19 protein-coding genes are annotated in these 23,553 nt (G+C 54.2%); 17 read left to right on the top strand and 2 right to left on the bottom strand.

The features are described from left to right. Positions 1-4: 4 nt before the first annotated feature. The 6 genes from RB_RS15815 to RB_RS15790 all read left to right on the top strand — a co-directional run bounded on the left by RB_RS15815 (position 5) and on the right by RB_RS15790 (position 5,431). Entirely contained in the window at positions 5-316 is a 312-nt protein-coding gene (locus RB_RS15815) for a hypothetical protein (RefSeq protein ID WP_164922095.1), read from the top strand. 410 nt (positions 317-726) lie between these two features. Continuing rightward, positions 727-1,092, top strand: a complete 366-nt coding sequence (locus RB_RS15810) for a helix-turn-helix domain-containing protein (RefSeq protein ID WP_011121562.1) — start codon at positions 727-729, stop codon at positions 1,090-1,092. A gap of 45 nt (positions 1,093-1,137) precedes the next feature. Continuing rightward, a complete protein-coding gene (locus RB_RS15805; RefSeq protein ID WP_011121561.1) occupies positions 1,138-2,103 on the top strand; it encodes an SMEK domain-containing protein in 966 nt (321 codons plus the stop codon). 2 nt (positions 2,104-2,105) lie between these two features. After that, positions 2,106-2,360: a hypothetical protein gene (locus RB_RS15800; RefSeq protein ID WP_011121560.1), complete on the top strand. Its 255-nt coding sequence runs from the start codon at positions 2,106-2,108 to the stop codon at positions 2,358-2,360. Beyond that, a complete protein-coding gene (locus RB_RS15795) occupies positions 2,360-4,102 on the top strand; it encodes a DUF2326 domain-containing protein (protein WP_011121559.1) in 1,743 nt (580 codons plus the stop codon). Before RB_RS15800 ends, RB_RS15795 begins: the two co-directional genes overlap by 1 nt. Positions 4,103-5,026: 924 nt before the next feature. Then, the gene (locus RB_RS15790; protein ID WP_193427736.1) at positions 5,027-5,431 is read left to right on the top strand and encodes a hypothetical protein; all 405 of its coding nucleotides are present in this window, start codon (positions 5,027-5,029) and stop codon (positions 5,429-5,431) included. Positions 5,432-5,501: 70 nt separating this feature from the next. Here the strand turns inward: RB_RS15790 and RB_RS28350 are convergent, their stop codons facing one another. Further along, positions 5,502-8,645 carry an autotransporter family protein gene (locus RB_RS28350; protein ID WP_011121554.1) on the bottom strand — a complete coding sequence of 1,048 codons (3,144 nt, stop codon included), beginning with the start codon at positions 8,643-8,645 and terminating at the stop codon, positions 5,502-5,504. Positions 8,646-9,052: 407 nt separating this feature from the next. On the opposite strand from RB_RS28350, the gene RB_RS15780 reads away from it, so the two are divergent. The 4 genes from RB_RS15780 to RB_RS15765 all read left to right on the top strand — a co-directional run bounded on the left by RB_RS15780 (position 9,053) and on the right by RB_RS15765 (position 12,264). Further along, positions 9,053-9,871 (top strand): hypothetical protein, encoded by an 819-nt coding sequence (locus RB_RS15780; protein WP_011121552.1) that lies wholly within the window; start codon positions 9,053-9,055, stop codon positions 9,869-9,871. A gap of 122 nt (positions 9,872-9,993) precedes the next feature. Beyond that, positions 9,994-10,332, top strand: coding sequence for a hypothetical protein (locus RB_RS15775; RefSeq protein WP_007336977.1), 339 nt, complete (start codon positions 9,994-9,996; stop codon positions 10,330-10,332). Between the two features lie 128 nt (positions 10,333-10,460). Further along, on the top strand, positions 10,461-12,005 hold the full coding sequence (locus tag RB_RS15770) for a HEAT repeat domain-containing protein (protein WP_011121549.1): 1,545 nt from the start codon (positions 10,461-10,463) through the stop codon (positions 12,003-12,005). A gap of 7 nt (positions 12,006-12,012) precedes the next feature. Continuing rightward, the gene (locus tag RB_RS15765; RefSeq protein WP_007336979.1) at positions 12,013-12,264 is read left to right on the top strand and encodes a hypothetical protein; all 252 of its coding nucleotides are present in this window, start codon (positions 12,013-12,015) and stop codon (positions 12,262-12,264) included. Positions 12,265-12,581: 317 nt separating this feature from the next. Here RB_RS15765 and RB_RS15760 read toward each other — a convergent pair whose 3' ends face one another. Further along, a complete protein-coding gene (locus RB_RS15760; RefSeq protein WP_164922894.1) occupies positions 12,582-14,132 on the bottom strand; it encodes a DUF1570 domain-containing protein in 1,551 nt (516 codons plus the stop codon). A 488-nt stretch (positions 14,133-14,620) separates the two neighbouring features. Here RB_RS15760 and RB_RS15755 point away from each other — a divergent pair, with 488 nt between their 5' ends. The 7 genes from RB_RS15755 to RB_RS15720 all read left to right on the top strand — a co-directional run bounded on the left by RB_RS15755 (position 14,621) and on the right by RB_RS15720 (position 23,018). Further along, positions 14,621-14,935 (top strand): hypothetical protein, encoded by a 315-nt coding sequence (locus tag RB_RS15755; protein WP_007336981.1) that lies wholly within the window; start codon positions 14,621-14,623, stop codon positions 14,933-14,935. 919 nt (positions 14,936-15,854) lie between these two features. Continuing rightward, entirely contained in the window at positions 15,855-16,346 is a 492-nt protein-coding gene (locus RB_RS15750; RefSeq protein ID WP_007324663.1) for a YcxB family protein, read from the top strand. A 367-nt stretch (positions 16,347-16,713) separates the two neighbouring features. Continuing rightward, positions 16,714-17,562 carry a hypothetical protein gene (locus RB_RS15745; protein WP_231845687.1) on the top strand — a complete coding sequence of 283 codons (849 nt, stop codon included), beginning with the start codon at positions 16,714-16,716 and terminating at the stop codon, positions 17,560-17,562. A 332-nt stretch (positions 17,563-17,894) separates the two neighbouring features. After that, positions 17,895-18,710: a hypothetical protein gene (locus RB_RS15740; RefSeq protein ID WP_164922093.1), complete on the top strand. Its 816-nt coding sequence runs from the start codon at positions 17,895-17,897 to the stop codon at positions 18,708-18,710. 726 nt (positions 18,711-19,436) lie between these two features. After that, positions 19,437-20,138: an SGNH/GDSL hydrolase family protein gene (locus RB_RS15735; RefSeq protein ID WP_011121534.1), complete on the top strand. Its 702-nt coding sequence runs from the start codon at positions 19,437-19,439 to the stop codon at positions 20,136-20,138. 589 nt (positions 20,139-20,727) lie between these two features. Continuing rightward, positions 20,728-22,497 carry a cation:proton antiporter domain-containing protein gene (locus RB_RS15725; RefSeq protein ID WP_007336551.1) on the top strand — a complete coding sequence of 590 codons (1,770 nt, stop codon included), beginning with the start codon at positions 20,728-20,730 and terminating at the stop codon, positions 22,495-22,497. Continuing rightward, the gene (locus tag RB_RS15720; RefSeq protein WP_011121529.1) at positions 22,494-23,018 is read left to right on the top strand and encodes a MogA/MoaB family molybdenum cofactor biosynthesis protein; all 525 of its coding nucleotides are present in this window, start codon (positions 22,494-22,496) and stop codon (positions 23,016-23,018) included. The genes RB_RS15725 and RB_RS15720 overlap by 4 nt, the downstream gene beginning before the upstream one ends. Positions 23,019-23,553 lie beyond the last annotated feature (535 nt).

Genomic DNA, 23,553 nt, shown 5'->3' with positions numbered 1-23,553 from the left:
GGCAATGCTCTTTCAAGTTTGGAGCGGGCAGATCCATCGTCCTGCTCGCGACCTCGATCTGCTTGTCAGCGGCAGTCCCGATCCCGGCGATTTCAAGCGAGTCATCCAAGACATCTGTGAGACGAGCGTGCAAGACGATGGAATGTGCTTCCAGTCCAACACCGTCCGCGCCGAGTCGATGAAGGAAGACGAAGAGAACCAAGGATCCCACGCAGCGAAAGCATCAAACGCAGTCCAAAATGAGATGCCACGTTGCCGGGAACCACGACCGCTGCTTGGAAGAAGAGCAACACTAATCTCCACTGATCTTCGCTAATTCAGAAATTTAAAAATGGCTCTGCCATCCACACTTCGATTAGTGAAGATCAGTGCCAATTAGTGTTCCCAACTCTTCCCCCTGCATGCCACCAGCATGCCAGAAAATGCGACGCCACGTTGTCGGCCCACTAGCATACCGATCCCGGAATCACATGCGTTTTTCTCCGAGATTCGATCATTCAAGATCAAAACGGTACCGACCACCTTTTCCTTGCCAATGAATACCGGGGTATTCGTAAGGAGAATTCAGGATTGGCTTCGCAAAAAACGGATTCGATTCAGACTCTTTCCCCGGCATGTTTGCCCCCTTAATTTGTAGCCGGTGCGACAAACGCGACTTGTTGACCGTTTGGAACAACAATCATAGGATTCAAACATTCGCTGAACAAGTCCGGGGGGTGCCTGTCCGTGCAACTTGGAAAACGACTTCGACAGCTGCGTAACGCACAAGGTTTGACGCTACGTGAACTCGCTGACCGAGTAAGCGTAGGGTTTACGTACCTCTGCAAAATCGAAACGAACAAGCTTGAGCATGGGCACTCCCCATCAAATCGCTTGCTCGAATCCCTTGCCCAAGAACTCGATGCGAGCGCGGAAGAATTAATTCTGCTTGCCGATCGTGTGCCCCCCTCGCTCGCAGACAAAGTCCACGCACACCCTGAAGCTTTTATCGCTTTGGCTCAATTAGACGACCAACAACTCAACCGGGTTCTGCAATTGGCGGGCGCAGCTGAATTCGATGATGCCAAATCTCTCGGCGGCGTGTGCCGCTGAGTTAGCGTCTCGCCTTTCCAGGACAACCCAAAAAAGAAACGATCCGTGACACGACAAAGAGAGGAATCGCTTGGAGAAGCCAAAGAGTGGATGGAACGTCTGGAATTGGCAATACGCGCTGACCGGTCATTGCGGCACCTAAATTCAGCCATTGAAATAGAAGCGACTTTTCGCGATGTGCTGAATGCCGCTTATGGGTGGAATCTTGAAAATGACAACACGCTGTTCAAGCAAAATCAAGATTCATTCGATTTGTCGGATCGAGCCGCGCGAGTTGCGGTTCAGGTCAGCGTTACGCGGAGTGCCGCCAAAATCAAGGACACGATCAAGACATTCATGGAAAACCATGTGGCATCTTTCGATCGGCTCATTTTTGTCCATCCTGAAATTGAATTTAACACTTCCAATGCCAATGTGTCTGATCTGATCGGAGATTTTGACTTTGACGCCAAACGAGATCAGATTGGTCTAGGGCACCTGCTCAAGAAAGCTCAAAACATGACAGTGGAGATGCAAACTGAGTTTGTCGACCTGTTGCGAAGCGAGCTAAAGCCACTTGGGCGGGCGGTTCAGATGGGAGTCGACCAGACCCTTGAAACGCTGATCGATGTCATCGTTTACATGTCCGAAAATACTTCGGCGGTTGACGCTTCTGTTGACGAGCGAACTCCAGATCAGGAGCGGAAGCTTCGTCGGTTTGAGAAGCATGCTGAGTTCCTGCTTGATCAATTTCGCGTGAATCAGGATCTACACGCCTCCGTGCAAAATGCGCGTGCAGCGATTGGTTACGACACCGTTCGCGCGGCCAAAATCCAGGCTTGGCTGAAGTTAAATAGCCTTGATGCCCTGGATTTGAAAAACGGCGACGCTCGGGAGGCTTTTCGTCACCTGGTTCAGACCTTGCTCGAAAAAGCACAGGTGAGAGGCAATGATGCCGAAGAAACTGCAGTGCGTTTTTTGATTGCGGACGAATTCATTCGCTGCAACGTCTTCCCAAACCCCTCAGTCTAGCCATGTCGTTGGTTTCAAAAGATGAACTGCTAACCACGTCCATGCCGCACATTGGTTATGTGATTCTAAAGCAGTTCGAGGCGACAGGAGGAAGCCAGCTTTCGTTGACCGAGATCACGTCAAACTTAAAGCGTAAGCACATTACGGGATATCGCCCGATCATGTTCGCACTGATTTTCCTCCACCTCGCCGGGATCATCGAGTTCCGCGCGCCCTTTGTCTACAAAGTTCACAAGTCCGAAGTGGGGGCAAACTGATGCTGCTACGCCTACATCGGCTTTCTAGCGAGCCCGAGTGCTTTGATCCGATTGAGTTTCACACGGGTGTAAATCTGATACTTGGTGAACGTTCAGACGGAACCGATCCTCAAGGTCGAAAACTAAACGGGGTTGGTAAGAGCGTTTGCGTTGACTTTCTACACTTTGCCCTGGGACGACGATTTATTGATACTCGACTGAGCCGAATTCCTGAGGGAGTTTTGCCTGAGGGTATGTCGGTGTTGCTAGATCTTTCTATCAATGATTTACGCTTGCAAATTCGGCGATCAACTACGAACCCCGACCAACCTACCGTGGTGGTAGCCGATGGATCGATCATAGCTTTCGATAATCTAGACGAACTGACGCGATATTTAGGTGAGTTGCTTTTCGCTGGCGATGAGAACGCGGGACAGGCAAGCTTCCGGAGCATCCTATCGCTTCTCATGCGCGATGAGCGGTCGGAGTTCAAGAGTGTCGTGAATCCATCGGACACTGCACGACGCGCACCTGATGACTATTCTCCACATCTTTTTTTGATGGGAATCGATTCGACTTCGTTTGCAGAATTTGATCGGACCGTCAGCCGTCTCGACGATACTCGAAAATTCGCGAACAGCCTAAAAAAGGATCTCACCGACGGGGGCAAAGACAAACTCTCGGATATCCCAGCGAAACTAAACGAAGAGAAGAGAGCAACGGAGAAGATTGAAGATGCCCTGGAGACGCTTCGAGTTGACCCAGCGTTTGAAAAGGTAGAAGAGGAGCTCAACGAAATAGAATTGGAGCTGCGTCAACTTCGTAGCGAACGCAAGAAATTGAGTTTTCAGATCGATCAGATTCGCTCTATACCACTACCTGAGCAAATATCTGCCGATGATATCGCGATCGTCTTTGAACGGGTTCGTTCTGGGCTTGGTGAACTTGTCGAAAAATCTCTTGAGCAGGCGAAAGAGTTCAAAGAGTCAATCGAGAAGTTCCAGCAGACCCTTCGTCAATCAGAATTGACGCAGCTACAGCAGACTCGAACCGAGTACTCATCACAAATCCGTACTTTGTCAGACAGACACGCGGAACTAGTTCGGCAAGTTGACAACAAGGGCGTACTAGCAGAATTGCGAACTGGGTTGGAGGTCGCGACGCGCCGTACTGACCAGTACCACAGGCTTGCATCGCAATTCGATCAGTATGAGCGAAAAGCCAAAGAGATAAACACAATCAAAGCTGATCGAAGCGACAACTTGCGGGATATTCAGACTCTGATTTCAGAATGCGATGACCTAGAGGCTTCATTCAATGAAACACTTGTCGCGATCCACGAAAGCATCCAGCAGACCAGCCGAGCTTCATTCAAGTTCAGAGTCGACGACGGCCCACGCACCAAAAAACCGCTCTCATTTGACGTCCGCATCCAAGATGACGGAAGCCACAGCGTTAACCATGCTCGCGTCTTCATCTACGATTTCGCATTGATGCTCAACGAACTCACGTCGCCACACCATCCGAAATTTCTTCTGCACGACAACATCCTTGAAGTTGACCAGGACACACTGGTGAACTCGTTGAATTTCATTCAGAAACTAATGGACGACGGTGTCGACTTTCAATACATCCTCACATTGAACCGTGACATACTCGACGGCCAAGTCCTCGATGGTATCGACTTGGATATTGATGAAGCCAGATGCGCGAAATTCACGAAAAGCCAGCAGTTTTTGAAGACGAGATATCAAGAACAGTGAATCGTGACGGTGCGACTAACTTCCGTTAGTTCGCGCTAAGACTATGAACCGACGGAAGCGGAAACAGACGCTCTGGTTGCTTTTCCCTTGGGATCGTTTGACTTGCGCGTCTACCGCTGGCAGTCTGGATCCAATGAATTTTGAATGTGATCAATGTGGGGCGTGCTGCAAAGAGTTGCTCGTCGAGGTCTACGATATAGACGTGCTTCGTGAGCCCAAACTCACGACGGCCGAAATATCTCAGTGGACGCGTGACCTGACACACGCACAATTGATGGATGAGTTGGAGCAGGAAGGTAAGTGTTTGCTAATCGCAAGAGCCAACCAAGGGGTCAGGCCTCTTTGATCTGACGCGGGCATGAAAATGAGCGAGAAAGGTGTCTGAGTAAAACAAGCGTGGGAGGTCGCATTTGCACTCAGTCATTATCATTGAGGCCTGGTCCGGTTGATCGTTCTCCGAATAGGGAACTGCCCTATTCGCAGTTGTTTTGACAGGAAGATTTGTGGGACAGGAAAATTGCAGTATCCGCATCTTCCTGTCCTGAAAATCTTCCTGTCAAAGATGCGCCTTGTCGATGAGAGCAGTGCAATACGCTCCTCTCCATTCTTCCTCTGCGTCTCACCGCCTCTCGCGTCTCACCGTCAAATTCTTCTTCAGTCGCCAAGCAACGCCCCGGCCAACAAAGGGGGCAGGCGTTTTTGATGTGACGCGGGCTTGCAAGTGAGCGGAAAAGGTGTCCGAGTAAAACAAGCATGGGAGGTCTCATTTGCGTTCAGCCACCATCATTGAGCCCTGCTCCGGTTGCTCGTTGTCCGAAAGGGAACCGCTGTCTTCGCAGTTGTTTTGACAGGAAAATTTGTGGGACAGGACATTTTCAGCATCCGAATCGGCACCAGGCGTTCTCGCCCAACAAGCCTTTTCTGATGTACTGGACTCTCGGGGTCGTGCACGGTCCGCAGCATGTCTTTTCCGAATGGGCCGGGCTGACTCTGTACCTGGACGAAGGCAAGTTGGTCTACGAGTACAACATGTTGCTACTGGAGAGATACCGTGCCGAAACCAGCGAGCCACTATCGCCGGGCGAGCACACCATTGAGGTCGATACCACCCTCGCGAAGCCGGGGGCTCCGGCGACCGTCATTCTCAAAGTTGATGGGAAAGAACTTGCCCGCACGATTGTCGAGAGAACAGTGCCGCTCGCGTTCACTGCGAGCGAAACCTTCGACGTCGGAGTCGATCTAGGGGCTCCCGTGTCGCTTGACTACGCCGAACGTCGACCGTTCGAATTCAACGGGACCATTAAGCGAGTTTCGGTGTTGCTCAAGTGAGTGTCGAAGCGGCCAAACGGTTCCGAATGGTGCCACCATTTCAATCCGACACTGATTCTTCGCTCGGTGCTTACCAACGGTAAGCCAGTGTTCCCGATCCGATGTGCAGTACCTGGTTTTCGTTGAACTGAGTGTTGTAATCAGCTCGCAATTCCCAGCGGTCACTTGGACGTGCCTCGAATCCACCGCCGAGGATCGCCCAGTCACGACCCAGGTCCAAACCGTTGGCGGTATAGCCCGCTCCACCCACGCCAGCGAATTGAGCGTTCACGACCGACGTCGTGTCCAGGAACTCGTGCATCCAACTGCCGCGAATCTCTGGCGTGATCGCCCAACCGCGACGCGACATCCATGACTGCCACTGCAAACGGGTACCCAGGTTGCTGCGAAGCGAATGCGTGTCGACGCCCGACATGGCCAAATTCATCGCACCCGCTCCCGTTTCGGTGAACGCGTTTTGACGAGCATAGACGTACTGCAGTCCCGCGAAAGGTTGCAGCACTCGCGAACGTGACAGATTCAAATTCATACCGCGTTCACCATAAGCAAACCCTTGCCAACCGTCCGATTCACCGCTGGCGGTGCGAGTGAGTGCGCCGACTTGAATCGTACGATCACTTTCATAACCGTCAAACTGCAAGCCGCCCATGGCGATCCCGTAGTGGCTGCCCGCACTGTGCGTCAGGTAGCTCCCAAAGTTGCCGCCATTGGCACGCACGGTTTGGTCCATGCTGTCGGCGCTGACCGACGAACCTACATAACCGCCGAAGAAACCAAGACGAGCGTTGTCGCCGAGATAGCGTTCGATGCCGAAGGTCGTCCCGCCCAATCCATAATGGATCCCCGCAGCATTGCCATCGGATTCGGCCGACCCACCGAGTCCATAGCCCGTCATCCAGCCCTTCCAGTGGTAGGCGGCATGGCAGGTCGGTGCGATCAGTGCGTCGCAAGGCGTTTGTGTGGATGAAGCGTTGACGTAGCTAACCAGGGCAATGTCGGAACTCGATCCCGTGACGCTGGGGCGAGTTGATCGTGTTGCGTTGACAAAACCACTCCCGCTTGATCCGCTGCCACCTGACCCGCCGCCGAACATCCCCGATCGCAATTGGCCACCGATCGTGCCGACCAACTGGTTGGTGCCTTGGATCACCACCTGTGACTGGCTGCCGTAAACCTCGCCGCTCAATTGGCTCAATCCGCTTTGAACTTGAGCGTTGGTCAGCACCCGAAATTCATCGAGGACGCTGCCGAAATCGCCGCTTGCTCCTATAGAGTTCTCGTCGATGTAGAACCCGACGGTTTGACGATTGCCTGAACCGCCCACGGACGCGTAGTCGGTGCTGTTGGCCATGAGCGTAAAGAACGCCGAGTTCGCATCGTAACCCAGTTGGGCATCAAAGAACGCCAGGTCATCGGTGATTGTATCGAACGTTCCACTCAAACCGTGCGTTGTTTGCAGGAACGTGTACTTCGCGCCGTTGGTGTAGCTGCCCACGGCGCCCAAAACGGAAACGTCACCGCCGTTGATCGTCGCCGTGTCGGCGGTGATCAAATCATTGTCGGTGCCGGCGATCGGGGTGGCCGAGGCTTGAATCTCCACTTCGGTGGTACTACCCGAATTGAAGCTTGCATTTCCGCCAATCGTCATCGTCCCGATGGAGTTCCCCGCAGCGAACGTACCGTTGTTGATCACGTCGCCGTTGATGGTGCCGCTGCCGCCCAATTCGCTGTTGGTGTCCACGGTGGTGTTGCCCGCCAGCGAACCGTTGACGACCAAACGTCCGGCACTGACCGTGGTGGTTCCGGTGTAAGTATTGGTTCCCGAGAGAACCAGTTCGCCGGTGCCTGTTTTGTTCAATGATCCACTGCCACCAATATCGTCGGCAAGGGTCAACGTTCCGGTGTTGACTTGGTAGCCAGCGGTCACACCGGTGTGCAGGTACATGCCTGATCCGATTGCCTGGCCGTTGGCTCCATCTTCAGGCGCGGTATCTCCGGCCCCGCCGGTGCCCGCGATCAGGCCGTTGTTGGTGAATGTGCTGTCGATGATCGAAAGTGTTCCGCCTTCGCGAACGAAGATCGCTCCGCCCATCGCATCACCAGCATCACCACCGAAGGAATATCTCCCTCCATCGCCGCCACCGAACCCGCCGGATCCGCCGGTTGAGCCGCCGTTGTAGCCGGTTCCAGCGCCGCCGCCGAAATCTCCGCCGTCTCCGCCTGCTCCCAGAAAGCCGCCACCACCACCGCCACCAAAGTCTCCGCCATCTCCGCCATCAGTGCTGCCACCTCCGCCACCGCCACCACCAAAAGTGCCACCGTTTCCCGCAACGGAACCGGCGAAGCCCGAACCGCCACCGCCTCCATTGACCGCTCCGTCACCGCCAGCACCTTGGTGACCGCCCCCTCCACCACCGGGCGTGCCTGTGGCACCAGGATCACCGTCTCCGCCCCCCGCCGCACCGCCATCACCATCGCCCCCGGTGTCGTCGGAAGTTGACGCACCATTCCCAATGCCGCCTCCGCCGCCGCCGCCATCGCCACTTGTATCTCCACCGTTGCCACTGACCCCGCCACCTCCACCACCGCCATAATAATGAGCGATGCCACCGTTGCCGTCGAATCCACCGCCGCCGCCGCCGCCGTCATGGCTTGTGGAGCCACCGGTCCCACTGAAGCCACCGCCCCCTCCACCTGCGTCCGAGGAAGAATCGTGATCCCCGCCGTCACCCCCTTCAGCTTTGTTACTATCGAACGCGACGCCACTAATCACGACGTTGGCTCCCGTGTTGACAAATAGAGCTCCACCGGCACCCGCGCCGCCGCCTCCGCCGCCTCCAGAGTTCCCCCCGTCACCGCCCTCGGCATAACCTTGTTTGAGCGTCATGTTTTGAAAGGTGACGTCGCCATCGGCGACAAAGAACAGCCGAGCGGTGTCTTGTCCCGAGACCGTATTGCCCGCTCCATTGACCGTGATGGTTTGATCGGTTCCCACGATCGTCGGCAGGTGTGAAAGTAAATTGATCGGATCCAATCCGCTTGCGAAATTAATCGCATGCGTGCCGGTACCGGCGCCGTTCAAACCCTCAATCGCTGCTCGCAGTGATCCAGCACCAGAATCATTGTGATTGCTGACATCAAAATCAGCGGCCATGGCGGAAGGACCACCCAAAATAGCCAAGAACAACGCAAGTCTCGCGGTTCGCTTTTTCATCGCTCGTCTTCAATCAAAGAAACGAGCGGTAGCCCAGAATCTCCTTTGCCGTATCCATACGACATGCCCCAGAGTTCCGATACCTTTAACGAAGTCGCATACCACCGATCCATCAATAGCCGGATCTCAAGCATGCGACCGAGTGCCCCTCGTGTTAGCGTACATCGTCGCAAACAGGGGTGCTCAGTAGTTGCACGCCGGCAAAGGTCACAAACTACCTATACAAACGTGGGGTTCTATTTGCCCCAGGATCATCCAGGGTTCGTGCATGTTGTTAAGAGTTCGTTTTTCGTCTTCTGGCTCATCCGATGGAAAGGGAATGGCGAGGTTGGCCAGTTTTGGCATCGGCTGGTAAGTTGACATCTGTTGACGTACTTTTCTGAACCTGAAGCCGCGACCCAATTCCAATGAACGCTGCTGAGAATCGCTCTGGACCACATCGGTCGGGGGGCAAAAAAGCCAAACAGACCACAACGGCCGGCATCGTCATCGCTGTACTGATCGGTGGCTACTCGCTGTTGCGCCCCACCATCAACGAAACGACCGGGTGGAACTTGCCTGCCCTGCGGTCGAGCGAGGTCTCGCGGGAAACGGTCGCGGAGCGTTCCAGCCCGACGGTGGATTCACCGCAATCCAACACTAATTCCACCGGCAAATCGAGCTCGTCTCGTGAACCGGCATCCACGTCCGGATCAACATCCAAAAACGACGCGACGTCGACCAAGTCCGATGTGACGTCCGATCGCGGTTCTTCGCCTGGGCCTCTGGCGTCCAAGATGACTCGCGGCGATCCAGAGTCGGGCACGTCGGCAGCCGCCAATGCGGACAAGTCCGAATTGGAGTACGGTCTGCTGAGAGAAATCAGCCCGGACCGGTTTCTCTCTCCCGCCGGTGTGCTGTACACGCCGGGAAGTGCCGAAGGTCACCGCCTCGAACATCTTCGCCGTCACACCAAAGACCAACCCAATCGCTCCGGCAAACACGGCGTCTTTGATGGCGACATGGAAGGGGCCCTGGCAACGATCGACAAAGCGTACGAGAAGGCACAAGCGAATCAACGGACGACCAAAGAAGTGGATGGCAAGCGAACGATCTACACCGTCGACATGGGAAAACGAGTTGGCTTTGTCGGTGGACGCGACGGGCAGAGAAGTCGCAACCCGATGGCCCGCCGAGTGCGTTTGGTGCTGGAAGGCAATCGCTTGATCACCGCGTTCCCGCTGTAGAGCTCATTCCGTAATGTCGAATCGACTTGTGACGTTGAATCGACATGCGAAAACACCACTTTGAAAGTCAATTCTCAGTGGCACCATCCGAATCATTCCGTTCTTGTTTGGAAGTCAATTCTGTGACTCACCCTGATTCCAATTCCGATGTTCGACACAGCGTCGGTTCGTGCCCGATTTGTGAACAAGGGCTGTGCTCCATTCGTGCCTGTGGATTGGTCGACGACAAACCATCGCACGGTTTGGTGGTCTGCGATGAATGCGAAGCGATCTGGTTGCAGCCCAACATTCAAGGCGTGCACATTTATGCCGATGCCGAAACACCGAAGTGCCCCATCGATCAATCGCCGCTTTATCAAGGCAACAATCGTTGGGCGACTCTGGATGACATTGACCGATTGGGATGGTCCGATGCGGTGAATCCTGATCTGACGTATCAACCGGAATCCGACGATTCATAAGCGGGCATTGCAAGCTTCGCTGTTGTCACTCCAGTGATCGCAACCGGCAAAACAGTGGTTTCGCTCAGTACCACCCTGCTCTGCCCTGCCCTCCCCTGCCCCAATTTTTATCTTTCACTTTTGGAACCTTGACCTTGTCGGAAATTTCCTTTGACCCGATTCTCGCCGCCGGTGCCGACCCGGTTCAGGCTGGCGTGGCACTGAAAAAGTTGGCGGAAGATCCCAACTTGGACGGCCCCATGTTGGTTGCTGCACTCGCTGAAGAGGCCGCTCGTTTGATGGATGCGGACCCAGCGATCACGGGTGGATTGCTTCGATTGATCCACCTGAAAACGTTGAGGGCCGAGGGCGATCCTCTGTCGAAGATTGAGCCCGCCACGCTGGGCAAGATCATCGAATCACTCTCGCCTGAAGTCTCCAACCGGCACTTGATGCTTCAGTTGCTGGCGATGCGCCGGACACCGGAATCATTGGGTGTCTTGGTCACGCAATTGGGGCAGTCACCACCGAAGGGTTGGATGGCGGCGGCGCAGATTCTCAGCCCGTTGATGCAACACAACGATTGGTCCATTGATGCGGTTTTCCCCGCTCTATTGGATTCGATTTCGGAGCCCTCCTTGGCCGCACCCATTTTGGACTTGGCTGGGCACGTCACGCGAACGGGTTTGGTCCATGAGCATCCGGCGAAGGGACGCATTGCATCGCTGAACGCTTTGCTCGGTCACGTCGCAGGACGTTTGGCCAAGTTCGAAGAAGACCCACGCAGTTTCGGGACTGAGGTGGAGCAAGTCCAAGCGGTTCTTGGCGAAGCGGTGGCGCTTGCGGTCTCGCTATGCGATGCCATTGGGTTGATTGGCGATGAAAGCTCCATCGGTGAGTTGAATAAAACCTTGGATCTGAAGCATCGCCGAGTTCAATGTGAGGCGGCAGGGGCCTTGGCGAAGCTGGGCGTCGATACCGGCAAAGAACGTTTGGCCGAGTTGGCAGGCGAACCAGCCGCTCGGCTCCGCGCGATCGCTTACGCCGACGAGTTGGGACTGGAAGATTTGATCGACGAGGAACATCGTGAACCGCGTGCGATCGCCGAGGCCGAAATGGCATTGTGGTTGACTCAGCCTCAGCAGATGGGCGTGCCGCCGACAGGTGTCGAGGTCGTGGATTCTCGCCGGATGTTGTGGCCCAGCTTTGAAGATCCAGTCGATGTGTTCTTGGTCCGCTTTGAATACAACTTTGGCGAACGGCAATACAGTAACGTTGGGCTGACCGGACCGACCGTCTTCGCCATTTCATGCGATGTCGCGGATTTTCCCCCGGAGGACATCTATGCAATCTACGCTGGATGGCACGCGGATCATCCAGACATCTTCACGGTGCCGTCGAAGGAATTCAACGAAGCACAACGTCGAATCGTTGAACCGTTGCAAACCTATTTAGAACGCGTTGGTTATGAGGACGTGAAAGTCGACCGGTTGGGTTTCTTCCTGGATGAAACGGCGGCTGTGTTCACCGCGGTTCGCAATGAAAAAGAATGCGTGGTTGTGACCGATGGTCTGGAAACCATTGATCTGCCTACGGGAGGAAGATTGCGTCCGCCGCAGCCCGAGGATTTGTTCCACCTTTACAAAGGTCGCAAGATGCTGCGAACGTTCAATCCCAACGGCATCACGGAGTGAAGCAACGATGAAACCGTTTGGTACCGGAACAATCCAAGAGACTCAAAATCAACTGCGACATGAATTCAGTGAATTCGCCGAGCAATGGCAACAGACCAAATCGGTTTGGCGTGACGAGCCGGCACGTCAGTTCGAAGAGCAGTGCTTAGCTGACTTGGCACCAACGCTCAATCGAGTGTCGTCGGCACTGCAGACCTTGGTCGACGCGATCCATCAAGCCGACCGAGCATTGAAAGACCCCGAGAGAATTTCAGAGTAACCCATTCGCCTGAGACGTTTTTTCGACCGTTCTTTAAGCAGGGCGAAGCGGCTGGGGATCATGACGCCAGGACTGCTGGCACCTCAATCATGATCACCAATTCGTCTGCGAACCAATCCGATGGCACGAGACGCCGCGCCGTTCACGCAAGCAACAGCGGCCAAGAGGTAGCGCTATCTCAAACAGGATTCACGATGGGAGTCATGCACGGGACGCAGAATCAGACGCTGCTTCATGGAGTCGTGTTCATTGAGTAACCAGATTCGCTGTGCAACCAAAATTTATTATTCAACCAAAACTTGTCGTGCAATCAAAACTCATTGTGTGATCGCACTCATCGCTTGCATGGCCAGCGTACGAGTGCGAAACCGCTGCACCCGAAATTTCTGCAATGGCAGCGTCGCGCGTCGCAATTCTTCAACTCGTTCGGGCGTTGTCGTCAGCGTGACACGGCTACCTGATATGACTAGGTAGTGCACTTGGTTCTCCGCTGGATCAACCCATCGAATTGAAAGCAGGTGTCTGGCCAGATCCTTTTCATGTTCAACGAAATCGTCGCCCAGGTGTTTTTGAAAGAAGGAGGCGTTGTCTGGTGCGTTTTCTGTCAGGTGGGCGAGCGGCTTCCGTGTGGACGCTTCGCGGATCGATGCAAACAGCTCCTCCCGTTGTTTGCGAGCCATCCAGTGAATCACGCCCCAAGCATAAGCGTATTCTTGCGAGTCAAACTCATTTGATTCGACGAGCCGTTTGAGATGGGAACCATCGCCCAAACGCCTGCCGGATTTCACATCTTCGAAGATCTCTTTCATTCTCAAATCGTTGGTCGCACCGAGCCCTTTCCAACGAGCACCCTCGCCCGTTGATGTCGGTGCAAAGAACTCCGGCAAACCTTCGCTCAACCACATCGGCCATTGAGACAGACGCTGTTGCACGCCGATGTTGTACAGGATTTGATGGACGCCTTCGTGGGCGATGGTGGAGATTGAATTCATCACCGCGACTTGCGGAGCGACTTGGTTCAAACGCGATTGCTCGTACAAGGCAACGTTGTTGAAGGCGCTGTCGTAATACGCCACCACGCCCTCGGGCATTCGATTGAATTCTTGAAACTGATGGTCGTTTGCAAATGCAACGATGACCAAGGGGAATTCTGGTTCATGGGTGTCGATTCTTGTGCGTTGGAAATACTTACGAACGGCCGGGTACATCGTTTCGAGGATCGTTCGCGTCGCGCGAATGAAAGGCTCACTCGTGTTGTATAAAAACAGAAAATGTCTGCTCTGAGTGGACTTCATCTCAAGCTTGGCGAGTCGTTCGTCTGCCAGCCAGCGATCACGGACTTCGTCAATGGTCATCGGTGTGAACGCATCTTCAGTCGGTGAGACTTCCGCATCGTCGAACACCTTCAAACGCCCGTCCGGCATCAACACGAATCGAACCGAACCACTGCCCACGAGATACCGACCGACGACTCGGTTCCCGTTATCATCCCGAACAGCCAAGCGTTCGTTCTCGGGATGGATCAGGTCGCCGACGCGAATCTGCAAGCCAGCCGCCGCAGGTGGTTGCACCGCCTCGTTGGGAGTTTGCCTCGAGCGGGAAGGCCCCAGCATTGGACCGAAGGTTGGTTCCGGAAGTTGAATCGGTCTTCTCGGAGTCAAGATGCTACCAGGACGGTCGATAGGTTTGAACGTATCTGGGCTGCCCGTAATCGGGCTGCGTGGAATGTCCTGCGTGGGCGACGGCAACATGTCGATGGGCCCGAATTGTTGTCCCTGAACTTGGGCATCGGTGAGCAAATCGAAGCTACCAGCGATCCAGAATGCGGCACCGAGCAACACCGCTTTCGGCAAGAACTTCATTTTCATAAACACGCGCCGCTCCAAAACGAATCGATAGCTCTCTGCAAAATTGCGAGGCTCGATTGTAACCTCGATCGAAAGACGGTGAGTAAGCGAGAGGATCGGAGAAGAAACAGGGCGGCCCAGCGGACATTGACGCAGTTCATTCGGCCGATCTTGTGTAAATAGACCTTGGCCTCGGAAGGAAACTGAGGGCTGTAAGACACTGAAGAATACTGAGGAACTGTCCGGCCGGCTTGGCATCCCAAAGGTATTCCTCACTGAATGGAAGTTGCAATGCATCGAGACGTCCGGCATCACCGATCCAACCCGGAGACTGCAAGTTGGCTCAGGGTCGAGACTCGAATGGCGTTGTTGCCGCAGATTCGAGAAAAGCTTAAAAAATCTAGGACAAGCGTGAGTGGAGTGATATTGGTCAAACGCCCCAGTTCACTTGCCCCGTATCACGCGACTCCCCGAATACGACCCAACTGAGTAGGGTTGAATCGAATGTTATGCGACTGAAAATGGATGTCTTCAAAATCAACGCTGAAATGGTCGCCATCGTTGATGCGGCGTCTTCCAAGTTTTTCTACTGCAGCGACAAGAGACGCCGAATTGCAATTGTGTCCCGCGCAAAACGGCAAATTAACAAAATCAACAAGGACTTCAAGCGAGCGATTGACACTCGCTCAGAAGGCCGCCCTGGCACCAAGCGGTTTTCCATTAATCAGCGGGAAAGCCTTGAGGCTTTGCTTCACAAGTACAGCACTGAAAACCTCTGCCACCTGGATCAGTTACTGCGACCGGTCGATCTTAGGGATTCTTGATCGTCGTTGGCGTAGACGGGTAGACTGACGATCCTTCAGGAGAAGATGGGTAACCATCTCATGCGCACGGAGTGGTGGTGGAGACCTACTTCAATTTCCGATCACGCTGGCTTCCACTGCCCGGTGATGGCGGTCGTTACCCGATTTGCAGGCTGTTGTGACCACGCCAATTTTGAAGCAACCAAATCCATATGATTCTCCGGCGAGTTCACTCTGCACCGTCGTGGAGACGCCGCGTCACCCTTTGCGCTACGTGAGCATTACAGCATTGATCGCGCTCGCTTGCCTCATTCCATTTCGGCCACACCTGCTACTCGCGATCCTCGCTTTCGCAACACTTAATTCCGCCGCTAGCCTACCTCTCGCTCTCGCGGCTTCCGTTCGGCTCGGTATGGTGGCGTTTTCATCATTCATCCTTTTTGTTGCGACTTTGTTGGTGAGCGATTGGGGGTTCTCGACTCCAAACCCGATTGTAAGACCGTATTGGTTCACGCTACTACCCGCAGTGCTGTTGATGCTATGCTGGGTCGCCTATCCACTGCTTCCAGTTCGTATGCGACGCCTGTTGATCACCCAGAAAACCAACGGGTAACCAATAAGGATTTGACTTCGTGTGGATGCGACGGTTGAGTCAATTTTTCTTTCCTGTTGCTTCGTTAGTCGTGGGTGACGACGGCGAGAAATACACATCGCCTGACTCCCATGGTATCTTGCCGGCGGTCTGTCGTTCTGGGACGCCGCCAATCACCAAGCCTTGGTGGCGGTTCTGGTGACTCGCCCACATCGCGGTTAACAGTGTCATGCGCCGGAGCGGCGGTGGACGCGTTTTTCGATTGCTTGCAAGCCTTTCTCCGCCGCACGGTGATGGCGGACGTTCCCCGGTTGACTGAAACCACTGCTTCTCCTCGACGCGTCCCTAATGACAATCGTTTCTGCATCGTTCACGTATGACCGCGCTGAGTACCTCCGCGGATTTCGCCGATACCGTGTCGCATCACTTGGATCGAAGCGAGATCTGCTGCTCGGAATTGCTTCAATCGTCGGCGGTGCCTGCTTTTACTTTGCTGGGCACGCTTACCTAGCCGTCGTCGCTCTGCTCGCTGGAGTCGTATTGACTGCGATGGTTGTTTTCGCCGTCATCGTACAGCCAATACTCGTCTACAACGCTCACCCGAAATTGAAGGATCGCTACTCGCTGAGTTTTTGCGAGTCCGGAATCTCATTTCACACCGACGAAATCGACGCCAAAGTAAAATGGTCGATGTATTCCGGGTGGATTCAGGACGACGAGTTCTTTACGCTGTTTTACGATCAGCGAGAGATGCTGATTATTCCTAAGCGGGCGTTATCTCAAGGTGATGGTTCACGCCTCCAGTCACTACTGTCCGACTACGTTGGCCGGGCACTGTAAACTTGTTGGTAGGCCGTTTCCTGGCGGGGTGATGGTTGGCATCGCTGCCAACCATGTATGTTCAATCAGCTTCGCTGATTCGGAATCTTCGGCAGGAACGTGATGGATGGCGGCAGCGGCCGTGTTGAGACTGCCTGCGCATGAGAAAGATGCCTTCGTCAAGATGCGGCGAAGCCGGTTGTAGGCATCCCTGCTTCCCGAGCATGCCAAGAACTGTATCTGGTAAACTTTTTTAGCGAATCAGATGTTCTGTTCGCTCTCCCGTCCAACCCAGTGCGGCGACAAGGTTCAGCGAACGATCGATGCATGCACCTCCTGTTCCTCCATCGATCGCACTTCGTTACCCGAACATGCATCGGACACTATTATGCGATTCCGACTGCGAACGATTCTCGCCTTGGTTGCTGCCCTCGCGTGCTGCCTCGCTTGGTTGAACATCCGGGCGAAGCGAAACCGTGATCAACGCGAAGCCGTCCAGGCAATCTGGCGCATGGGTGGTGGTGTCGCGTTCGCGGGAGGGTCTGGATTTGAGCAGCCGTCTGGAGACCTTAATTGGAAGTTTGAATTCAAGAGCTGGCTCAGAGACGCAATTCAAGGCCGCAATGCACGGAAACTCATTCTTTCAGACTGGGGCGACTTTCGTGCGTCTGTCAGCGATGACGATATCCCTCAACTCGTTCGCGTTTTGAAGGTCATGCCGGAGCTAGAGGAGGTGAGGATTCGCAACACCGGAATCACGCCTGAGGGCGTTTCGCGGTTACGCCGTGAGGTCCCGGGTATTCATTTTTCATTGTGGTCGACGAATCCTTCGGTCGTCACGGGCGAGCACAAAACACCCCAGGCCTTGGCCGGCCGATGGACCGTCGTGGAAGTTCAGAACCAAGGCGTTACGGCACCAAGCGAAATCGAATCCGAGATCGAGTTCACAGAATCGCAAGCAATCTTGCGACTCGACGTTAGCATTCCTGAGCCTACGCAGGTCTTCGATTGCTTCGTTCTGCCTGGGGAGGACCCTCTCAAACTGGACCTTCGATCGACGACGCATACCCCTGGACTCAAGCCTCAGAATCTTCGATGCATCTACCGAGTCGAGGGTGACGATCTATGGATCTGCTTGGAGGGTGAACGTGCCCGCCATCGGCCAATCGAGTTTGTATCGTCGCTTAAGAACAGGAATGATCTGTACCGTCTTTCACGGAAAATGCCGGGTTCCTGACACTCGTGAATTCGGGCATTAGTGACATGCAACTGCGGATTCGAAAATACGGTTCGGCTATGGTTGCTCGTACGCTCGGGCCGCGCTGATGTCCGACGTTGAACTTTTTCGAGCTATCCGGGGCAACGTCTGGCAAACTTTCCAGGTGCTTGGCTGGATCCTTGCAGGGGGATGGTTCAACAGCTTCGCTGATTCGGAATCTTTGGCAGGGATGTGACGGATGACGGCAGCGGCTGTCTTGAAACAGCACGCTCATGGGAAAGTTTGCCTTTGGCAAGGTCCGTCGAAAACGGTTGTAGTGGCCTGCGATTTTGGGTTTCGCAAATACTCCGGTGACTTCCCGCTCCCGTCTTCAGGCGAGCTTTCTCAGGTACCAACCGGAGTCCAATGGAAAGGACTTTTGCGAGTGGTACATCGAAACTCAGGTAGAAAGTGCAGAGGAACCCGAGCAAGAACGCTCACCATCGATTCATTGGTCCTTGCTCGGCCTAACCGCTTCCCTGACATGCCGAGAATCGTATTTGGTAGACTTTTACTGGCGAATCAGACGTTCTGTTCGCTCCTCCGTCCAATCCGGTGCGGCGAAAAAGTTCAACGCACGATCGATACGTGCACCTCCATCGATCGCACTTCGCTACCCGATTGAAGAATCCACTGCTCCCTATCCGATTCTCGCAGGAACTCCTATGAAACTCCCGCAACTCTTTATCGTTTCCGTTATCGGCGGGATTGCCAGCTTCTCGCTGATGCAAATGCTGGCGAATCGGATGCCGTCGTCGTTCATCGCTGACACCGCCGATAGCTTGGGCATGCTTTACGGAACGCTGATATTTGGAACCGGGCTGTTCGCGATTCTTGCTGCTCTCACGAAGGACTTGTGGCATTCACCCGACAACCAAATCTTCAAAACTCGCTGGATCGTTTTCTTGCCCGCGTTAGTCGGTTTGATTGGCGTTCTCCACGGCTACCTAAGCATGGCACCGTATTACTCTGCGCTTCCCAGTGATATCGCCGTCCCTCACAATACGATCTGGGCGACCGTGACAGTGGGGGCACTCTTCACAATCGTCGCTACGGCGATCGTGTTCGCAGGACGACGCCCAGATAATACGCGTTCCCATGCTTGCGGACAATCAATGCGGATTTGACATCGAATGGATGCGACGGTGGAGTCACTTTTTCTTTCAACGTGCTTCGTTCGTCGCGGTTTAGAACGTGTCGTCTCGCCGAGGCTCAAGTCCTCTGTTCAAGATGCCCGGGGGTGAATGGAAAGGCGTTGATTGAATTCCCCTGGAAATTGCTTCCCGGTTTCGTTCTTTGACTCAGGGTTGAGCTGTTTCGAACGGTTGAATCGCTGATTGGCCGTTTGCTCCGGTACAGTTTTGCTGGCGATGATTTGGTAGGTCATGCGAGCGAATTCGAAGGCGCCGCTGTGGTCAGTTTGTCGTTCGGTGGCTTTCTGATTTCAGGCTGCTTCATTGATGCTGCAAACGGTTGTGTTGTCATATTGGGTTTGGCTGATGTCGTGGATCCAGCTCAGGAACCGTAAGCTTCCATGAATGATAGATAGATCGATGTCCGTCCGTGAGTCGAGCAGTTGTTCGATGAGCGAAGCCTGGTCGCGATGAACAGGAATTCTGCCAGTTGAGTTTCGAGGTCGCGGATGCAGCAAGTGCTGCTGAACTTGTCAATGTCGATAGTGGACGTCACTATGGGAAGTCTTCATGGTTCGGCGTGTCAGCATGTCAACGTGGTGGTCGCGATGTCTCGCAAGAGAGCGATGGGCGGCTGATCAACAGGCGTACGTAACCATCTCGCCTCGAATCACGGGCCTTGTGGGTTCTCTATCTGTCTAGAGTTAGAAGAAGTACGAAATGAAAACATCGCTGTTTATCTCGCTGGTGCTGACCACCATCCTATGTCCAACCCTTCTTGCGCAGGATGAAGCGAAAGAATCCGATTTGCCGAAGGTGCTGATCATCGGTGACTCAATCTCATTGGCATTCACTCCCCATGTTGCGCGGCAGCTAGATGACAAGGCTGCTGTTATGCATAACAAGGGAAATGCGCAGCATACGGGCACTGGATTGGAAAAGTTAGACCAGTGGGTCGGCGATACCCATTGGGATGTCATTCATTTCAACTGGGGATTGTGGGATCTCTGTTACCGTCATCCGGAATCCAAGGTGCAAGGGCGCAGAGACAAGGTCAACGGAACGATCACCACTACGTTGGAGCAGTATGAGAAGAATCTTGATGAACTCGTCTCACGTCTCGAGAAAACGGGCGCGAAACTTGTCTGGGCCAATACTACCGTTGTTCCGGAGGATGAAGCGGGGCGGGTGTTGGGTGACGATGCGAAATACAATGAAGCGGCCGCGAGAGTCATGGACCGACACGGCATTTTGATCAACGATCTTCACTCGCTCACCAAGACGTTTGCTGCCGACCATTTTGATGGTCCAGGCAATGTTCACTACACACAGGAGGGATATCGAAAGATTGGTCAACAGGTCACTGACCACATTTTGAGGGCTCTAGAGAGCGAGCAAAAAGTATCGGGCGACGAAAAATAGCAGCACTCTTCGTTCTGCAGATACCAAACGTGAGTTCAATTCCGTGTCGCAAGGTTTCGAGCTGCAAAATTGAGCAGTCCGGACGGGTTCGGTCAGCTCCAAGCCAACGCATTGCTCTGGGCTGTCATAATGCTGCTCAGTTGGGGTGATGTCGTAGAACAGAACTTACACAAACGAATGCGTCCCATGACGCCAATCGTTTCGCAGTCCAGGTCAACGCCCAAACGGCTGATGTCGTTGTGCCCGGTCGTTCCTGGCGGCCTGCTTGGTGCCGGCAAGACGAGGAGTCTTCTCTCTCTATCTGGGTTCGAGGGATTCGGGGCACTGGATTGCAGCGTGAATGGCTCTGCCCGAAATTTTCGCTGGACGCTCGCATTCTGACCCTCATCAGCTGCGTTCAGGAGGGTGAACTCGATGTTGGTTGGCAGGACTCGTTGAGGTGGCCTGGGTTTTGGGGGCGAGGATGGGAGTGGAGGATGACCTCACGTGACACGGTTGCTCGCGGTCGCGCCGCGTTCCCAAAGGGAGTCATTTTCTCTAGTATCCTGGCTGCTTTGACGATTTCCGTTCGGCGAACGACGGCCAGGACATGGATTTTTTTCCGAACCTTCACTTTGACGACCCGCTTTTTAACATGGCGGTAGTCCTCACCGCCGGTGTGCTCGGTGGAGAGCTTTTCGCGCTGATTCGGCTTCCAAAAGTGACTGGCTGGATCGCTACCGGAATCTTGCTTCGTCAATTGCGACTGCCGGGGATGGACACTGTTCTGGATCCCCAGGCACTGGACCGATTCGGTCCCTACATGAATTTCGTGTTGGGATTCATCGCGTTCACGGTTGGCGCTTCGTTGTACTTTGGCAGTTTGCGAAACACCGGCAAACGGATTGGTTTGCTGTTGTTGGGCGAGGCGATGATCACGCCGACATTGGTCGGATCCGTGATGTACTTTGGCGGGAAGTGGTTGGACCCTTCGATGTCATTGCCGCCTGCCGCGTTGTTCGCCGCGATTGCGATCGCAGGTGCTCCCGGGACAACGGTGTTGGTGATTCAAGAAGCTCGGGCACGAGGGATTTTAACCCGCACGTTGTTGGCGGCGATCGGTTTGATTGACATGGTCGCCGTCGCCGTTTTTGTCTTCATCTCAACGTTTTTGGCCGATGAGTCCGGGTGGGTTCATGCACTCGAGAGCGTTGGCGTTCAGTTTGCCGTGACGCTTGCGATCGGTGCAACTTGCGCACTGCTGGCGATCGTGATGGTTCGCACTTTAGTCAGCCCCGCGTTCCTTGGGCCGTTGATGGTCGCGGTCGTTTTGGGAGCTTGGGGGGCCGCAGCAAGCTTTGGTACTTCGGGTGGAATCCTGGCATGCACATTCGCCGGGATCACACTGACCAACTCACGGCACGATTTGGTGCGTTCGGGGGAAGCTTACCTGAACTCGATTGGTGGAGCGTTGTTTGCGCTCTTCTATACCTTCGCAGGAATGAAGCTGGATTTCACTCAGATACCGCCGGTCATCGGTTTGGTCGCGTTGTATTTCTTGGCTCGTCTGTTCGCAAAAACGATCAGTGCCTACACCGCGATGAGCCTGTCTGGCGCGACCGACAACGTCCGCAAGTACCTTGGGATGTCATTGTTGCCACACGGAGGCGTCGCGGTTGGTTTGATCATTTTAGTTGGTAGCGAACAATCGGGGTTCTCGGACGAGATCAAGTCGATGGTGACGACGGTTGGTTTGTCCGCTCTCGCGATCAATCAATTGCTCGGACCCAGTGCGACGCGGTTTGCTTTGACCCAAACGGGGGAAGCTCGAAAGGATCGACCCCGATTGTTGGATTTCTTGCAAGAGAACCGCATCATGGTCGATCTGGATGGTGACACCGAAGAGATCTTTCAGAAGCTCACCAATCTGCTTTATGCAACGACACCGATGAGCACTCCGCAAGAAAAGTTTTTGGAATCGGTTCGGGCTCGCGAATCTTCCCAGACGACTTGTTTGGGAACCGGGTTGATGATTCCCCACGCGATCATCGATGAACCTGGCGACAACGAAGTCAAAGGTGTATTGGGAATCAGCAAGAAAGGCATCAAACTCAACACGCCCGATGGACGCGCCGTGCACGCGGTATTGTTGTTGGCCACTCCTGAATCTAGCCGAAAACGTCATTTGGAAATTCTGTCCGCGTTTGCGACCGCGATCACGCGGGACATTAATATTCGCGAGCAGTTGTATCGATCTCGCAGTGCGGCTCACGCCTACGAAGTGCTCCACGCCGATGATCTTAACGATGTGAATTACTTCCTCGAGGACGCTCAGCAACGAGCTGGTTTGCTAGAACAGGATGAGGAAACAGCATCGTGAATCAACCCAACTCAGACACCCAGTGTGGTTGCCCGGACGTGGATCCCGCGCAAGGCATTCGCGTTGCGGTGATTACACTCAGCGATACACGCGGCAAGGCAGAGGACCGCAGCGGTGATCGGATTGTCAGCTTGCTCGAAGAAGCTGGTCATTCCGTTGCGAAACGGATGATTCTGAAAGATGATTCGGAACCGCTTGCGAAGTTGTTGAGGGATCTCGCCGAAGACGATGCACTCGATGCGGTGATCACGACGGGCGGAACCGGCATCGCGCCTCGAGACATGGCGGTCGACGTCATTGAGTCCGTGTTGGATGTGACGTTGCCTGGATTTGGAGAACACTTTCGTGCCATTTCAATCGCGGAGATTGGACCCAAGGCGATGCTCAGCCGAGCCACCGCGGGACGCATGAAATCAAAAGTTATCTTCGCATTGCCAGGTTCGACTGGGGCGGTCACGACGGGCATGAGCCAATGCGTCCTGCCGATTCTCAGGCATGCGGTTTCGCTTGCGTCACGCTGAATGGTGGTGTCGCTGAGAAAGTCGGCAGGAGGCTTTCCGCGTTTGAACCGTTTTGGCAAGCGTTGTTGCTCCCGCACTCAACCGGGGCGAACGCCGATACGGCTTCGCAACGAGCGAAGAATGAGTGTCGGACAACAGGTGCGGCATAGGCTTCCAGTCTGTGTTCCACGCAATCACAGGCTGGAAGCCTTTTTGTACCCCACATCTTTTGGGAGCCGCTCGCGTTAGGAATACAGGCGTTACGAAGCCAAACATCCCTGTCCAAGAACCATTAGTGTTCGATCAGCGGAGATTAGTGTTCCCTTGGCCGCTCTGGAAGAACACTAATCCACTCTGATCGGACACTAATCTTTGGTGTTTCGAGATGTGGGGTATAAAAAGGCTGGAAGCCTATGCCACTTATTTTCCGCTCAGTCCTTGCATAGTTGTTTCCGATGATTCCTGCCCAACTGCTTGAATGATTGGCGCTGACGCCTTGATAGCGGAAGCAAACTTCCAACCGACTTCAGTCTTTTTCCATCCTAGTAGGGATTTT

Source organism: Rhodopirellula baltica SH 1, assembly GCF_000196115.1.
Classification (GTDB): domain Bacteria; phylum Planctomycetota; class Planctomycetia; order Pirellulales; family Pirellulaceae; genus Rhodopirellula; species Rhodopirellula baltica.
The sequence above is the reverse complement of the archived record's forward strand: the minus strand, read 5'-3'. Positions and strand labels throughout refer to the sequence as shown.

Bases quoted from the DNA above. Each gene is read 5' to 3' on its own strand.
- RB_RS15745 (WP_231845687.1), top strand. From the start codon at position 16,714: ATGCGATTCCGACTGCGAACGATTCTCGCCTTGGTTGCTGCCCTCGCG.
- RB_RS15725 (WP_007336551.1), top strand. From the start codon at position 20,728: ATGGATTTTTTTCCGAACCTTCACTTTGACGACCCGCTTTTTAACATG.
- RB_RS15760 (WP_164922894.1), bottom strand. From the start codon at position 14,132: ATGAAAATGAAGTTCTTGCCGAAAGCGGTGTTGCTCGGTGCCGCATTC.
- RB_RS15800 (WP_011121560.1), top strand. From the start codon at position 2,106: ATGTCGTTGGTTTCAAAAGATGAACTGCTAACCACGTCCATGCCGCAC.
- RB_RS15790 (WP_193427736.1), top strand. From the start codon at position 5,027: ATGTACTGGACTCTCGGGGTCGTGCACGGTCCGCAGCATGTCTTTTCC.
- RB_RS15735 (WP_011121534.1), top strand. From the start codon at position 19,437: ATGAAAACATCGCTGTTTATCTCGCTGGTGCTGACCACCATCCTATGT.
- RB_RS28350 (WP_011121554.1), bottom strand. From the start codon at position 8,645: ATGAAAAAGCGAACCGCGAGACTTGCGTTGTTCTTGGCTATTTTGGGT.
- RB_RS15815 (WP_164922095.1), top strand. From the start codon at position 5: ATGCTCTTTCAAGTTTGGAGCGGGCAGATCCATCGTCCTGCTCGCGAC.
- RB_RS15780 (WP_011121552.1), top strand. From the start codon at position 9,053: ATGAACGCTGCTGAGAATCGCTCTGGACCACATCGGTCGGGGGGCAAA.
- RB_RS15755 (WP_007336981.1), top strand. From the start codon at position 14,621: ATGCGACTGAAAATGGATGTCTTCAAAATCAACGCTGAAATGGTCGCC.
- RB_RS15750 (WP_007324663.1), top strand. From the start codon at position 15,855: ATGACAATCGTTTCTGCATCGTTCACGTATGACCGCGCTGAGTACCTC.
- RB_RS15765 (WP_007336979.1), top strand. From the start codon at position 12,013: ATGAAACCGTTTGGTACCGGAACAATCCAAGAGACTCAAAATCAACTG.
- RB_RS15795 (WP_011121559.1), top strand. From the start codon at position 2,360: ATGCTGCTACGCCTACATCGGCTTTCTAGCGAGCCCGAGTGCTTTGAT.